This window comes from Actinomadura sp. NBRC 104412, from assembly GCF_030269515.1.
GTDB lineage: Bacteria > Actinomycetota > Actinomycetes > Streptosporangiales > Streptosporangiaceae > Spirillospora.
Genome location: NZ_BSTM01000034.1, coordinates 60264 through 74203 on the forward strand (window position 1 = coordinate 60264; position 13940 = coordinate 74203).

Annotated in this window: 14 protein-coding genes and 2 pseudogenes; 8 read left to right on the plus strand and 8 right to left on the minus strand. The window is 68.5% G+C overall.

The window, feature by feature from the left end; translation table 11 throughout:
- The 5 genes and pseudogenes from QSK21_RS30635 to QSK21_RS30655 all read right to left on the minus strand — a co-directional run.
- Positions 1 to 141: DUF397 domain-containing protein (locus QSK21_RS30635; RefSeq protein WP_285700978.1), on the minus strand; the 141-nt coding region annotated here is incomplete at its 3' end.
- Between the two features lie 50 nt (positions 142 to 191).
- Positions 192 to 449 carry a DUF397 domain-containing protein gene (locus tag QSK21_RS30640; protein WP_285700965.1) on the minus strand — a complete coding sequence of 86 codons (258 nt, stop codon included), beginning with the start codon at positions 447 to 449 and terminating at the stop codon, positions 192 to 194.
- Positions 401 to 559: pseudogene (locus QSK21_RS30645) on the minus strand (DUF397 domain-containing protein); the annotation flags it as partial. The pseudogene QSK21_RS30645 and the gene QSK21_RS30640, both read right to left, overlap by 49 nt.
- Positions 560 to 589: 30 nt before the next feature.
- The gene (locus QSK21_RS30650) at positions 590 to 790 is read right to left on the minus strand and encodes a DUF397 domain-containing protein (protein ID WP_285700966.1); all 201 of its coding nucleotides are present in this window, start codon (positions 788 to 790) and stop codon (positions 590 to 592) included.
- Positions 762 to 1667: a helix-turn-helix domain-containing protein gene (locus QSK21_RS30655; RefSeq protein WP_285700967.1), complete on the minus strand. Its 906-nt coding sequence runs from the start codon at positions 1665 to 1667 to the stop codon at positions 762 to 764. The genes QSK21_RS30650 and QSK21_RS30655 overlap by 29 nt, the downstream gene beginning before the upstream one ends.
- Positions 1668 to 2051: 384 nt before the next feature.
- On the opposite strand from QSK21_RS30655, the gene QSK21_RS30660 reads away from it, so the two are divergent.
- Positions 2052 to 2480: an ATP-binding protein gene (locus QSK21_RS30660; protein ID WP_285700968.1), complete on the plus strand. Its 429-nt coding sequence runs from the start codon at positions 2052 to 2054 to the stop codon at positions 2478 to 2480.
- Between the two features lie 65 nt (positions 2481 to 2545).
- A complete protein-coding gene (locus QSK21_RS30665; RefSeq protein WP_285700969.1) occupies positions 2546 to 2935 on the plus strand; it encodes a hypothetical protein in 390 nt (129 codons plus the stop codon).
- A 111-nt stretch (positions 2936 to 3046) separates the two neighbouring features.
- On the opposite strand, the pseudogene QSK21_RS36235 reads toward QSK21_RS30665, so the two are convergent.
- Positions 3047 to 3424: pseudogene (locus tag QSK21_RS36235) on the minus strand (DUF262 domain-containing protein); the annotation flags it as partial.
- Here QSK21_RS36235 and QSK21_RS30670 point away from each other — a divergent pair.
- The 3 genes from QSK21_RS30670 to QSK21_RS30680 all read left to right on the plus strand — a co-directional run bounded on the left by QSK21_RS30670 (position 3423) and on the right by QSK21_RS30680 (position 6934).
- Complete coding sequence (locus QSK21_RS30670) at positions 3423 to 3857, plus strand: limonene-1,2-epoxide hydrolase family protein (RefSeq protein WP_285700970.1); 435 nt, start codon at positions 3423 to 3425, stop codon at positions 3855 to 3857. The pseudogene QSK21_RS36235 and the gene QSK21_RS30670 overlap by 2 nt on opposite strands.
- A gap of 96 nt (positions 3858 to 3953) precedes the next feature.
- Positions 3954 to 4856, plus strand: coding sequence for an alpha/beta hydrolase (locus QSK21_RS30675; protein WP_285700971.1), 903 nt, complete (start codon positions 3954 to 3956; stop codon positions 4854 to 4856).
- Between the two features lie 161 nt (positions 4857 to 5017).
- On the plus strand, positions 5018 to 6934 hold the full coding sequence (locus tag QSK21_RS30680) for an HsdM family class I SAM-dependent methyltransferase (RefSeq protein ID WP_285700972.1): 1917 nt from the start codon (positions 5018 to 5020) through the stop codon (positions 6932 to 6934).
- Positions 6935 to 7006: 72 nt separating this feature from the next.
- Here QSK21_RS30680 and QSK21_RS30685 read toward each other — a convergent pair whose 3' ends face one another.
- Positions 7007 to 8044, minus strand: a complete 1038-nt coding sequence (locus QSK21_RS30685) for a LysR family transcriptional regulator (RefSeq protein ID WP_285700973.1) — start codon at positions 8042 to 8044, stop codon at positions 7007 to 7009.
- 127 nt (positions 8045 to 8171) lie between these two features.
- Between QSK21_RS30685 and QSK21_RS30690 the strand changes: the two genes are divergently transcribed.
- The 3 genes from QSK21_RS30690 (at position 8172) to QSK21_RS30700 (ending at position 11655) form a co-directional block, all read left to right on the plus strand.
- Entirely contained in the window at positions 8172 to 8777 is a 606-nt protein-coding gene (locus QSK21_RS30690) for a ClpP family protease (RefSeq protein WP_285700979.1), read from the plus strand.
- A gap of 126 nt (positions 8778 to 8903) precedes the next feature.
- On the plus strand, positions 8904 to 9980 hold the full coding sequence (locus QSK21_RS30695) for an RNA ligase (ATP) (RefSeq protein ID WP_285700974.1): 1077 nt from the start codon (positions 8904 to 8906) through the stop codon (positions 9978 to 9980).
- Positions 9981 to 10110: 130 nt separating this feature from the next.
- Positions 10111 to 11655, plus strand: a complete 1545-nt coding sequence (locus QSK21_RS30700; RefSeq protein ID WP_285700975.1) for a serine/threonine-protein kinase — start codon at positions 10111 to 10113, stop codon at positions 11653 to 11655.
- Here the strand turns inward: QSK21_RS30700 and QSK21_RS30705 are convergent.
- Positions 11652 to 13736, minus strand: coding sequence for a UvrD-helicase domain-containing protein (locus tag QSK21_RS30705; protein ID WP_285700976.1), 2085 nt, complete (start codon positions 13734 to 13736; stop codon positions 11652 to 11654). The two genes, QSK21_RS30700 and QSK21_RS30705, sit on opposite strands and share 4 nt — an antisense overlap.
- Positions 13737 to 13940 lie beyond the last annotated feature (204 nt).

Below are 13940 nucleotides of genomic sequence, written 5' to 3' on the forward strand. Positions count from 1 at the left end.
GAATTCCAGGATGGGGCCATGGCCGTGTTGCTTGGTGTCGCGGACGCCGATCGTCTCGTCACTGGCCCGAGCGATCTCGACACAGTGGCCGTTCGGATCACTGCGTCGTGACTTCCGCCAGCCTGAGTAGTGCTTGGTCATGCTGATGATCCTTGCTTGGTCGGCCACGGCGGATGTAAGGACGCCTGGGTTTAAGGAACTTGAGTACCTCGGACGTCTTGCAAGAAGGACGCCCACTCGATACGCGTGAATTCCAAGATCGGGCCTTGCCCGTGCTGTTTGATGTCGCGGACCCGGATCGTCCTATCAGCGGCGTACCCAACTTCGACGCACGCGCCGTTGGGCTCGCTGTGGGCGTGACTTGCGCCAGCTCGTGTGGTGCATACGCATGGTGTAATGCCTAACCGTCGTGGGAGTGGTTGCGGACGTAGCCCAGGAAGGCTGCCCACTCGTCCCGAGTAAACCGCAAGATCGGCCCACAGCCGTGCTGCTTGGTGTCACGGACGCTGACTGTGCCGTCGGGAGCCTGCCCGGCCTCGATGCAGTCGCCGTGACGAGACTTGCGCCATTCTGTGTAGTGCGTGGGCGCCTAACCCTTTGATGAGAGGTTGCGGATGTAGTCGAGGAAGGCTGACCACTCGGCCCGAGTGAACTCCAAGATCGGGCCTTGCCTGTGCTGTTTGGTGTCGCGGACCCGGATCGTCCCGTCAGTGACGTACCCAACTTCGACGCACGCACCGTTGGGCTCGCTGTGGCGTGATTTACGCCAGGTCACATCGTGCTTCGTCATGATCCGATTCTGCCTGCTGCATGAGCTTGTCGGCTACCCCCTTGAGGTAGGTGAGGCTGTGCGCAGGGGGTAGTGCGGCCTTGCGAAGCCGATCGAACATGTCGACGTAGCGGCTTACCTCATCCGTCCCGCTGAGCACCAGATCGGTGGTGACGGTGTCGATAGCTGCTATGGGCGGATCAGCCGGGTCTGGGAACGTGAAGAGATAGAAGGATGATCTCGGCGGAAAGCCGCCGGGGATCATAGCGTCGTGAGGCAGGACGCGGATCTTGATTCGTTCCACCCTGGCGACCAGGGACATGATGTGGTGGAGTTGGCTGACCTTGACTGAGGCGGGGAGGGCGAGTCGATGGATGATGCACTCGTCCAAGACAGTCTCGTAGGAAGGGCCACCCTCTCGGAGCAGGCTTTCCTGACGCTCCCTACGGGCATCAGCCATCCGCTCGGGACGGTAGCTCAGCGGGCCTTGACACCGGTCGAGGTCGACCAGAGCTTGGATGAAGTCAGGGCTTTGTAGGACTGCGGGCATCGCTGTTTGGTCGTAGCTCCTGATCGTCTCGGCGCTGGATTCGAGGTCGGCGTAGATTTTCTGCCGATGGCCCATCGGGGTGCCATATCGATCCCACCAGCCCTTCGTTGAAGCGTCGCGCGCCAGGCGGACGAGCTTGTCATATCGGGTGCCCTCGACACCGAGGGCCTCAAGGATGGTCATTACCTCACCCACGTCGGGACGGATTTGGGCCGTCTCCAGGCGAGTGATCTTGGTTCGGGACTGGTAGACGAGCTTGGCCAGCTCATCCGTGGTGAGGCCACGGTTCTCACGGATCTTGCGGAGCTCGGCCGCGAGCCGGCGGCGGCGGACGTAGGGGCTCGGCATGACCGTTCTCCTCGCGTCTCGACGTGACTGTAACGGATCGATCACTCTGCGTGTCGATATCTAGGTTTGTGCTAGCAAACTCGAACTGGCAATCGATTGGCCGGATCGGGTCACGGTATCGACGCTCGTGCACGTCACGTCGCCGCTTGAGAAATCCGCACGTGCGGGATTCGCACATGCCGCGTTCGGATGTGCAAACGACGCACGACCCCGATCGCACGTGCGAAGCTCGGTTGTGCGCGGCATGAAAGTGCTAATTCCCTGGTCAGAACGGGCGGCGTGGCGATTCGTCGGGTTCGGATGGCCCGATGTTGTGACGATGTGACGGTGATGCAACGCGCTTGCGAGCGCTCCGCAAGGCGATCCAGACCCCGAGGTGTCCCGATGTCCCTGGCGCTCCTTCCCGCCGCCGAGCCCGCGGTGCCGCTGTACTGGCGGCGGACCTTTCCCGGCCGTACCGAGCAGGCCCGCGCGGCACGCGGCTTCGTCGGCTGCCTGCTGTCCGGCTGTCCCTACCTCGACGACGTCCAGCTCACGGCGGGCGAACTCGTCGGGAACGCTCTCCGGCACACCAGGTCCGGTCAGGAGGGCGGCGCGTTCACGGTCGAGGTCCTCCGCGGCTGCGGCGGCGTGGTGATCGCGGTCGGGGACCAGGGCGGTCCGACCGAGCCCGTCGTCCATGATGCGGATCGGCTCGCCGAGGGCGGGCGCGGCCTGCTCACCATCGCGTGCGTCGCCGAGAGCTGGGGCTGGCACGGTGACGAGCACGGCCGCAAGGTCACCGTCACCTTCGTAGGGGAGTGGACGGAGTGACCCCGGCCTTCGAGGATGTCCACACCCGCGTCGATCGGCAGGTTCAGGCGGCGATGATGGCCGCGATGCGCGCCGATCCACTGCTCCTTGGGCAATGCGCGGAGGCACTGGACGCCGACCCTCACAGCCGGGACCTCGCCCGGGAGGCGCGCGGACTGGTGCTGGCCTGCGGAGCGGCGCTGACCGCCGTGCTGGCGGTCCACCGCCCCGGCAAGGACGCCCGTGGCCACGGCGCGTGCCGCGCCTGCGGCACCCGGCATTGCCCAACGCTTCGCGGCATCTCCGACGCTCTCGCCGCATACGCGCTCCGCCCCGTGGCCACCGATCAGGCGGAGGCGTTGCGGCGCGCGGAGGCGGACTTCGGCCCGGCCACCACCGCGCTGCGGCTGCGCGACAACGGCCGGGCCGGCTCCGGATGGAACCGAAGATCGCGATCGATCGGCTCCTCTTCCTGATCGGCTATGCCATCGACCCCAAGGGCTGGCGGCAGGAGGAGGTGGACGCGGGAGAGCGCACCGAGTTGCTGCCCGCCCTCGCCTCCTCCCGCGCGGCCCAACGGAACCGAGGAAATGAGTGGTCGCCTGGCCGCGGGACAGCGCGTCCGACTGATCCAGGATGTCACTCCAGAGGGTCTGGAGTTGTTCGGTGACCCAGGCATACGTGCGCTGATAGAGAGGGATCACGAACTGCTTCTCGCCCTGGATCAGTTCTCGAAGCGTGGTCTCCCCTGCCTTCACGACATTCCTCGCCTTCGTGTGGGCCGCCGACTTCCTGGGTTGACTCACTCCGATGTTGACAGGGGTAAGGGGAGGAGATGCGGTGGTCGGGATGATCTGACCGATTGCGGCGATCTCTGCCGGCGGTGCCGCAAGTCGGCTCCTCCTGCGCCGGATGGGCGTATAGCGTGAAGCGCTTCGCGCAACCGCGCCATCGGAGGTTCCCATGTCGACCGAGATCGTGACCGCTTTCCTGTCGGCCCTCGAAGACCTGGACGTCGACCGCGCCCTCACCTACGCCGACCCGCAGATCGTGTACCAGAACGTCCCCCTGCCCCCGGCCCGCGGCATCAAGGCGTTCGAGCGGCAGATGAGGGCCATGGCCCGCTACGGCACCGGCTTCGAGGCCCGCGTCCACCGCATCGCCGAGAACGGCTCCACCGTCCTCACCGAACGCACCGACGCCCTGGCCATCAACTCCTGGCGCGCCGAGTTCTGGGTCTGCGGCACCTTCGAGGTCCACGACGGCAAGATCACCCTTTGGCGCGACTACTTCGACTGGACCACCGTCCTGGCCGCCAGCGCCAAGGGCCTCCTCAACGCCGCCCTGAACGCCCTCCAACCCACCCGGCCGACGCCGCCCTCCAACGCGAAACCCTGACCAGGGTCCTCCGTTCGCCACCGCTGGGCCGGCCCTCCCATGAGGCGGTAGGGCTCGCGGGGAACAAGGGCCGACCGGCGGGTGGTTCAACCGATCATGAACGCGTCCCCGTCTCGTGAGCCGGAAGGCCCGGTCGTCACCCGCGTCACCGGGCCGGATGACCTCGCGACCATCGTCGCCGCGATCGGCACCCTGACGGCCAGTGGGCCGCCGCTGCCCGACGACGCCGACGGCGCGCCCGCGCTCCCGCACACCGGCGGCGTGCCGGGCCAGTGGATGAACGCCACGGGCCGTACGGCGGTGGACGCAGGGGTGACGCTGTACGCGCACGGCGGCGGTTTCGAGCAGCACAACCCCGAGTTCGAACGCGTCATGGCGTACCTGTTCTCGAAGGCGACCGGCCGCCCGGTGTTCGCGGTGGACTACCGCCTCGCGCCCGCCCACCCCTTCCCGGCGGCGCACGACGACGTGCTCGCGGCGTATCGAAGCCTGCTCGACCAGGACGTCCCGGCGAGCCGCATCGTGCTGCTGGGCGAGTCCGCGGGCGGGACGCTGGTGCTGTCGGCCCTCCACACGATGCGCGCGGAGCGGATCCCCTTCCCGGCGGGCGTGGTGGCGGTCTCCGCCATCACCGACCTGACCCTGTCCGGACGGTCGATCGACGCCCCTGCGGCCGACGACATGCTGAACCGTCCCGTGCTGGAACGCATCGTGGCCCAGTACCTGAACGGCGCCGCCCCCGACCAGGCCCCCCAATCACCATTGCACGGCGACTTGTCGGGCCTTCCGCCATCGCTCATCGTGGTCGGCGCAGGAGAAGTCCTCTTGGACGACAACCGCGGCTACGCGGATGCGCTCGCGGCAGCGGGTACGCCCGTCTCGTTGGACATCTACGAGGGCATGCCGCATGCCTTCCACGTGTCGCTGCTGACCGAGCCTCACCCTGCGACAGCGACCACCTTCCTGGAGCGCCTCAGCGCCTGGACCGCATCCGTCTAGGCCGGGACGGGGGAGCACACCGTCCGGCGACGCGCAGACCCTCCTCGCGGACCGTTGATACGGTCAACAGGCTGGAGGGTCGTTGTTGAATGGTTTCAGAATGCTGCGGTAGCGTTGCGTTCACGGCCGGATCGGGAGTGGACGTGCAGCAGGACGCGACGGTGACCGCCGCAGACATCGCCCGGCTCGCCGGGGTGGGGCGGGCGGCGGTGAGCAACTGGCGCCGACGCCACGAGGACTTTCCCGAACCGGTGGGCGGCACCGCGACCAGTCCCTCGTTCTCCCTGCGGGAGGTACGCGCCTGGCTTCAGGCCCAGGGAAAGCTGAAGCGCGAGGCCGCGGGTGAGGAACTCTGGCAGGAACTGCGGAAGGCCGCCGACGGGACGCGGCTCTCCGATGTGATCCTGTTCGCTGGAACGTTCCTGCTCTTCCTGCACCGCGAGCCCCACACATGGCGCACGCTGTCCAAGCGCGACGATGAGGAGCTGGCGAGGGAACTGCCGGGTGTGCTCGAAGCCGACTGGTTCCCCGAGGGGCGGGTGGCGCTCGTCCGCGGGCTGGCGGACCTGGCGGACGCGCGGGGCGTGCCCGAGGCGTTCGAGTTTCTGCGGGAGCGCTATTTCGAACTGCACAAGCGCCGCGTGTACGGGACGCCCGAGCCGGTGGTCCGGCTGGTGTTCGACCTGGTGGGCCTGGACGGCGGCACCGTGTTCGATCCCGCGTGCGGGTCCGGCGGGTTCCTGCTGGGCGGGCTGGAGCGGGGCGCCGGCCGGGTCCTCGGGCAGGAGGCCGACGAGACCACGGCCGCGATCACCGCGATCCGCCTCGCGCTGCGCACGGGCGACGCCGACATCCGTCCGGGCGACTCGCTGCGCCGGGACGCCTTTCCCGACCTCCAGGCCGATGTGGTGGTCACCAGCCCGCCGTTCAACGACCGCAACTGGGGCTACGAGGAACTGACCGCCGACCCCCGCTGGGAGTACGGTCTGCCGCCGCGCATGGAATCCGAGCTGGCCTGGGTCCAGCACGCGCTGGCCCGTACCAGGCCGGGCGGCACGGTCGCGATGGTCATGCCCCCGGCGGCGGCGGGACGGCGGTCCGGTCGCAGGATCCGGGCGCAGCTACTGCGCAGCGGAGTGCTGCGCGCGGTCGTCGGGCTGCCGGTGGGGGCCGTCCCCAACATGGCGGTGCCGCTGTCGATCTGGATCATGCGGCGTCCCGCGCCCGGCGACCCACGCGCCGACCACGTCCTGATGGTGGCCGGTGACGGGGAGTTCCACGACCGGGCCGTGAAGGCGTGGCGGCGGTTCAGGGACGACCCGTCCGGCGGCTACGACGAGCCCGGCGTCGGACGCGCGGTACGGATCATCGACCTGCTGGATGAGGAGGTCGACCTGAACCCGGCCCGGTACGTCCAGCGGACGTCCGAGAAGGGGTTCGCCGCGTTCCGCACGGAACTCGCCGGCCTCCTGGACGAGCTGGGCCGCGTCCTCCCCGCCCTTGAGGAGCCTGACGGGACCGCGCTCTCGGTGAGTACGTTCGGTGAGCAGGCCAAGGCCGGGCTGCTGGCCATCCGCCAGACGCCCCTCAAGACCCCGTTCGAACCCGGCGACGTGCCCGTGCTGACCCTTCAGGACATCCTGGACGAGACCGCGCCTTCACAACGCACCGCCCTCCACGACGACCACGTGCTCCTCCAGACCGGCGACGTCGTCCTTCCCGCCACGACACGCGGCACCACGCCCCGCGTCGTCCAGGAGGCCGAACACGGAGCCGTGCTCGGCACCAACCTGTACCTCGTGCGGGCCGCGCCGGAGCATTTCGACCCGCGCTTCCTGGCGGGCTTCCTGCACATCGCGGCACGCGCGGCGGCGGCCCGGAGCACCAGCGTCTCCAACCGCGTCGACCTGCGCCGCGCCCCGCTGCCCCGGCTTTCGCTGGACGACCAACGCCGCTACGGCGAGGCGTTCACCCGGCTGGCAGCGTTCGAGAAACTCCTGACCACCATGAATGAGTCGGGCCGCCAGTTCCTCACGCTCGCCTTCGACGGCCTGTCCACCGGCGCCCTGCGTCCCTGACCGGCTCAGGCCGGGTGGATGCGGAGTGACCGGCGGCAGGCTGGGGCAGTGGTTCGGCGTGATCGTGCACCGTCAGGAGGTCGCCCCGGCGCGGCTGCTCTCACCGGGCGGCGCGTCGCGGGCTCGCAGCCAGGCGTCCAGGACGGCGCGGTCGGAGGCCGGAAGCCAGGTGCCCACCCCCGGCCCGGCCTCCGGACGCGGCAGCGCCTGGAGCAGCCGGACCAGCCGGGGATCGCGGTTGCCGCGCCGCCAGACGACCGACCACAGGTGCAGCGGCACCGGGTCGATCAGCGGGATCTGCCGCAGCCCCGGGTCGCGCGGCAGATCCATGCCGCGCTCGCCCAGCGCCACCGCATGGGTCTCCCGCCGCAACTGGGCCGTGCTGTCCCGGACGCCGATCGCGACCTCCCCGTACCGGACCGGGACGCGCAGCTCCTCGCTCAGCCGCACCAGGTAGTCGTGCCACTCGTGGGCGCCCCCGGGATGCGGCATGGCGATGCCCCATCGCCTGATCTCCGCGATGGGCAGCGTCTTCCGGTCGGCCAGGGCATGCCCGGTGAACGCGAACGCGTCCAACGGGACGAGGTGGACGGGCCGATAGGCCAGCTCGTCGGGCCAGCCGTCCGAAGACGGGCGCCGCTCGTCCCGTAGTGGCCCGAGCGCACTGGTGTGGACGCGGCCGAACGCGGCATCGAGCGCGCCGCTCCACACGGCGGGGAGGGCGTTGGCGAGCCCCTGCCGCATGCTGGGCTCCACGTGCAGCCCTGGGACGCGCTCGGCGGTCTCTCGCAGGATCCGCAGCGGCGTGAAGCGCTCAGCGAACACATCCACGCGCAGCGGCTCGGCCGGGCTCTCCCGCATGGCGGTGACGGCGAGGTCGTACGCGGCCAGGGCGTCCCGCGCCAGCGGCAGGAACCGGCGCCCCGCCGCGGTCAGCTCGACCCGGCGCGTCGTCCGCGTGAAAAGGGGTGTGACCAGGGCGTTCTCCAGTCGGCGTATCCGTTTGGACAGCGCCTGCTGGGTGAGCGACAGCCGTTCCGCCGCCCGTCCGAAATGCAGCTCCTCGGCCGCGGCGACGAAGGCGCGCATCCCCTGGAGATCGGGTTCCATGTCGTCAAGAGTGAGATTGACAACCCCTGGTTGTCAAAGAGGCCCGGCCGGTTGTTGGACGCTCCGCCGCGCCCGCCGGTTACCTGGCGCCATGACCGTCTACGACACTGACCATGCCGGCTTGACCATGCTGACCGCACCCGCGCTGCGTACCGCCGAAGCCCCCGCGCCGTCCCTGGCCGGAGACGATGTGTTCCAGCGGCTGCTGCACGCCCGCATCATCGTGCTGGGGCAGCAGGTGGACGACGACATCGCCAACCGGATCTGCGCCCAGATACTGCTGCTGTCAGCCGAGGACCGGCACCGCGACATCCACCTCTACATCAACTCGCCCGGCGGCTCGGTGACGGCCGGGCTGGCGATCTACGACGTGATGCAGTTCGTCCCGAACGACGTGGCCACGCTGTCGATGGGGTTCACCGCGTCCATGGGCCAGTTCCTGCTGTGCGCGGGCGCGCCCGGGAAGCGGTACGCGCTGCCGCACGCCAGCATCCTGATGCACCAGCCGTCCGGGGGCATCGCCGGGACGGCGTCCGACATCCGCATCCAGGCCGAGCAGATGCGCTACGTCAAGCGGCTCGTGCAGGAGCGCATCGCCTTCCACACCGGGCAGCCGGTGGAGCGGATCGAGGCCGACTCCGACCGCGACCACTACTACACCGCCGAGGAGGCCCGCGACTACGGCTTCGTCGACCACGTCGTCAGCTCGGCCGACGAGATCCTCGCCGGCTGACTTCCGGGAGCGGGCACGCACCAGACCGGTGCGTGCCCGACATTTTGGTAAATGCTTTGCCCGTGGCGCCCGGACGTTGGCACCCTTGCCGCAGGTTCCCCTGGGACGTTGTGGAAAGGGACGGGGATGTCGACGCTGCGAGTGACCGCCGAACGGCTCACGATCCATCCGCACGACAACGCGGACGCTCTCGAGCTCGCCCAGGTCGGGCTCTACCGCGCGGTCGTCGCCAAGGGGCAGTTCAGGACCGGTGACTGGGCGCTGTACATCCCGGAGGGCTCCGTCCTGCCCGACGACCTGATCGCCGAGCTCGGCCTGGTCGGCAAGCTGGCGGGCTCGGAGAAGAACCGCGTCAAGGCGGTGCGGCTGCGCGGCGAGCTGTCCCAGGGCATCGTGTGCCTGCCCAAGGCCGTCGACGGCATCGACCTGGCCGAGGCCAACGCCCAGGGACGGGACTTCGCGGCCGAGCTCGGCGTCACCAAGTGGGTGCCGCCCGTCCCGGTGCACATGGCCGGCGAGGTGGTGCCCGCACCCGACCTGCTCCCCTGGATCGAGATCGAGGACATCAAGCGCTACCCCGCCATGTTCGAGCCCGGCGAGCCGGTCGTCGCCACCGAGAAGATCCACGGCTCGGCCTGCCTGTTCTCCCTGATCGGGGACGAGACGTTCGTGTCGTCCAAGGGCTTCGGCGCCAAGCGGCTGGCACTGGCGCACGACCCGAAGAACCTGTACTGGCGCGCCGTCGAGTCCTACGGCGTGCCCGACGCCGCCCGCCGCGTCGCCGATCTCCTCGGCGCCGACCGCGTGGGCGTCTTCGGCGAGGTCTTCGGACGCGGCGTCCAGGACCTCGCGTACGGCGCCAACGCCACCGGCGACCGCGTCGGCTACGCGGTGTTCGACATCGCCGTGGCCGGCCCGGACGGCGCCGTCCGCTGGCTGAACCCGGACGAACTGGCCGACGTCCTGGCCAAGGTCGACCTGCCCGCCGTCCCTCGCCTGTACGAGGGCCCGTACACCGAGCGCATCCTGATCGAGCTGGCCAGCGGACGCGAAACGGTGTCGGGAACGTCCGCCCACCTGCGCGAGGGCCTGGTCGTCCGCCCGGCGAAGGAACGCTACAGCCCCATCACCGGCGGCCGGGCCATCGCCAAGTTCATCTCCCCCGCCTACCTGACCCGCAAGGGCGGCACCGAGTACGAATAGCCGCCCAGTCTCGCCGGCCCGGTCGGCCGAAATGGCCGAGCCGGAACCGCCCACCTTCAGTCTTGGCGGAACGGCCGGTCACGAGCACACTAGGCAGGCGAACGAGGCTTGTAGGACGCGGGGAGGGACAATGCGGCGGGGGCTCGTTCTGGCGGACCGCTACGAAATCGACCAGCCGATCGCGCGCGGGGGTATGGGAGAGGTGTGGCGTGCCTACGACAAGCTCCTCGACCGCAGGCTGGCGGTCAAGTTCATCTTCGTCTCCTTGGCCGATGTGAGCGACGAACTCAAGGACCGCTTCGAGCAGGAGGCCCGAAGTACCGCATGGCTCGACCATCCAGGCGTGCCGATAGTCCATGACCTCGGCGAGCACTACGACGAGAGGCGCGGACATTCCTTCTATCTCGTGATGCAGTACCTCGACGGAGTGACCCTCGACCACCTCATCGATGCCCATGGAACCCTTCCCGTTCCGTGGGTGGCTTTCATCGCCGCGCAAGTCTGCGCGGTCCTCTCCGTAGCCCACCAGCGTCCCTTGGTGCATCGCGACCTCAAGCCGAGCAACTTGATGCTGTGCAACGACGGCTCGGTCAAAATCCTCGATTTCGGAGTCGCCGTGGGCCTCGCCCCTGGCGACGTTCGCCGTACTTCAACGGGTGAGGGCGCTCCCTATACGCCGGGTTACGCCTCGCCCGAACAGATGTACGGGAACCCCTGCCCGCAGAGCGATCTTTACTCTCTGGGTTGCGTCCTCTACGAGCTCCTTACCGGACGGCAGGTCTTCCCGGCCGATACCCCGTACGAAGTGCTGCGGCGCCATGAGGACGATGTCCCGGAACCTCCCCGCCGGCTACGGCCCGACCTTCCCGTTGCGCTCGACGCCCTTGTCCTTCAGATGCTGGCCAAGCACCCTGCGGAGCGTCCCGCGAGCGCGCACGAGGTGTACGAGCGCGTCGTCGACTTCGTGACGGACCTGGAACCGCTGCCCGGAAGCGTCGACCTCGCCGCCCAGACCTCCCACCTCATGCGCCTGTACGCGAGCGTGCAGGCGCGCATTCGTCCGGCCCCGGCGTCCGCATCTGCTCCCTCGTCCGTGGAGCGGGCCTCGGAACCCGTGGAACTGCCTACGCGGGAGCTGGTCGCGAAGACCAGGGTGGAGGCCGCCGATCTGGCCGCCGAAGGCAGGTACACCCAGGCCGCCGAACTGCTCTCCGACATGGTCGAGCCCGCGAAGATCGCTCTGGGGGAGGACTGGGAGGTCCTGCACCTGCAACTCGATCTGGCCTCGATGCTCGACCAAGGGGGTGACCACCGCCGTGCGCTTCCCGCCTACAGGACCGCAGCGGTCGGTCTGGCCGAATGGTACGGGCCGGATGACGAAAAGGTCCTGCACTGCCGCGAACGAGAGGCGGTATGCGCATCCCAGCTAGGCGATACCGGCGAGGCTGTCCACCTGCTGGAAATGCTGCTGGCGGACATCTCCCGAATCGATCCCTATGACGACATGGCGCTGCGCGTCCGCGAACGCATCGGACGGCTTCATCTTTCCGCCGGCCACACTTCCCACGGACGCGAGGAGTTGTCGGACCTGCTCACCGACATCCGCGTCACCGTCGGCGACGATCACCCTCAGATACCGGTGCTCGAAGCGCTTCTGGCAGAGATTCCAGCCTAGGTCTCCTGTAGCGGAAGGAATTCGCTCGGCTCGTCCGCGTACGACACGTACAGATGGTCGCGTGCCCGGGTGCACGCCACGAACAGCAGGCAGCGTTCCTTCTGTACGTCCTGTGCGTGCGCCTTCGGATCTTCGTCCTCGGGGGTGATGGCCGATGGCGAGGGCAGCGTCCCGGCGTTCACGCCGATCACTGCGACGCACCGGAACTCCAGTCCCTTCATCTTGTGCATCGTGCCGACGCGGACGCCCTCGGACCTGCCGCCGACCTGGTAAGCCTTGATCCCGGCGTCCTTCAAGCGTGTGCTCGCCCTGGCCAGCTGATAACGGGCGCGTGCGGTGACCCCGATCGCGGTCGGCTCCACCCCCTCGTCAAGCCACTGCCGCACCTGCCGCACGAGCCCGTCGAGTTCGGCGTCCAGATCGTTGTACGCGGTGACGGTGGGCCGACGCCCATGGATCGGCGACCGGTACCCGTCGAGCGTGTCGGCGGAGTCGTCCAGACCCTGCGCGGGAGTGAGGCCCAGCAGCGGCACGGCCCAGCTGAGTATCTCCTGCGTGGTGCGATAGTTCAGCTTCAGTTTCGTGCTGCGCCCCCGCACGTTGATGCCGAGGCTCGCCAGCGACACATGGCTGTCGTAGATCCGCTGGTGCGGGTCGCCGACGATGAACAGGTCGTCGGGCCCGTCCGCGACCAGGCGCCGCAGCAGCCGCCAGTGCGTCGGATGCATGTCCTGCGCCTCGTCGATGATCACATGGTCGTACTCGGGCGCGTCCGTCAGATCGGCCGCCTCGTTCGCTAGCTGCGGGAACGCCGACTTGCCCGCCCTGGCCAGTTCCTCGACGACCACGGTGACCGCCTTCCACACCGCCGACCGCTGTGACCTGGACAGCGGGACGCCGCGCCCGGTGCGGGCGCATGCCAGGTACTCCTCCTCGCTCTTCAGGTCCTGGGCCAGGATGACGTGCTCCCATTCCCGGCGGAGGAAGGTCGGCGAATACGGCAGGCCGTCCGCCGCCTCCTCCCAGAGGGGGTCGACCACGTCCGTCCCGGCGATGCCCGGCCGGTGATGCCGCGCGACGATCCCGTACGAGACGCTGTCGATGTGCTTGACCTCGATCCGGCCGCGCACCGCCTCGTCCTCGATCAGCAGGCCCAGTTGCCGGTCCAGCGCCTCCGCCAGATTCTTGGTGAACGTGGTCAGCAGGATCCGCGCGTTCTCATCGGCCATCGCCAGATACCGCGCCCGGTGCAGCGCCGTCACGGTCTTCCCCGTTCCGGCCCCGCCGCTCACCTGCGCCGGCCCGCTGTAGGACTTTCTCAGAGCCACCTTCCGCTGAACGGGGTGAAGGAACACCCGCCAGGTGTCGAACGGGTGCGCGAGAATGTCCCGCAATTCCTCCGGTCCGCTGACGAACACGACCTCTTCCGGCGTTCGCTGCATCGCCGTCACCAGGTCGGTGGTGTCGACGGTCCGGGGAGGCTGCTCGGTGGTCATGCACTGCGCGACCTCCCCCCACGCCTGCTGCACCGTCATCCCCTGCGCCAGTGCCAGCAACGCGATGTACTGCGGCTCCGGCAACAGCTTTTCCAGAGCCTGAAGATGCGCGTCCTGTGTGATCAGCCGGACGAGAGGCACCAGATCCGCATCGATGCCCAGCCTGAGGAGGTCCTTGTCGAAGACATGCTCGAACAGCCGGTACTCGCTGTGCTCGGCCACCTTCTCCAGCGCGGGCGACAGGCGGTCCAGCGCCTCCTGATCCCTGACCTCCAGAACACCGATCACCTGGTTGACGGTGAACTTCTTGCTCTTGGCGTACGCGATCGCCTTGTCGTGTTCCCGCACCGAGAGCAGGCAGTAAACGTCTCCCTCTTCCGGTGCCAGCACGACGCCGCGCCAGCTCTGATCGATCCGTATCGTCCGGATCCGGTCGTCCTTGGCCCCGTTGATCTTCTCCAGATGCAGCCCGGCGTGCGTGTGCTCGGCGAACTTCGCGACCGCCGCTTCGACGCTCCGCCGCAACCGTGGTTCCAGCCTGGCGTACTCCGGCATGAACGACCGAGCCAACGCCAACCGAGCCACTCCTCACGCCCCTTTCCGCCCACCCTGACAGGGAGTGAACACATCCTAGAAGCCGGAAACCAGAACACATGTCACATTGAGGTGATCTCAGAGATTTCGAACCGGACAACGAGGCTTTCTGTGGCCTGAAGGATGCGGTCCGGGGAGACACGCGGGCAGATCGCCGGGCGGTGAAACGGGACGTGGAGCCCCGGTAGAACAACG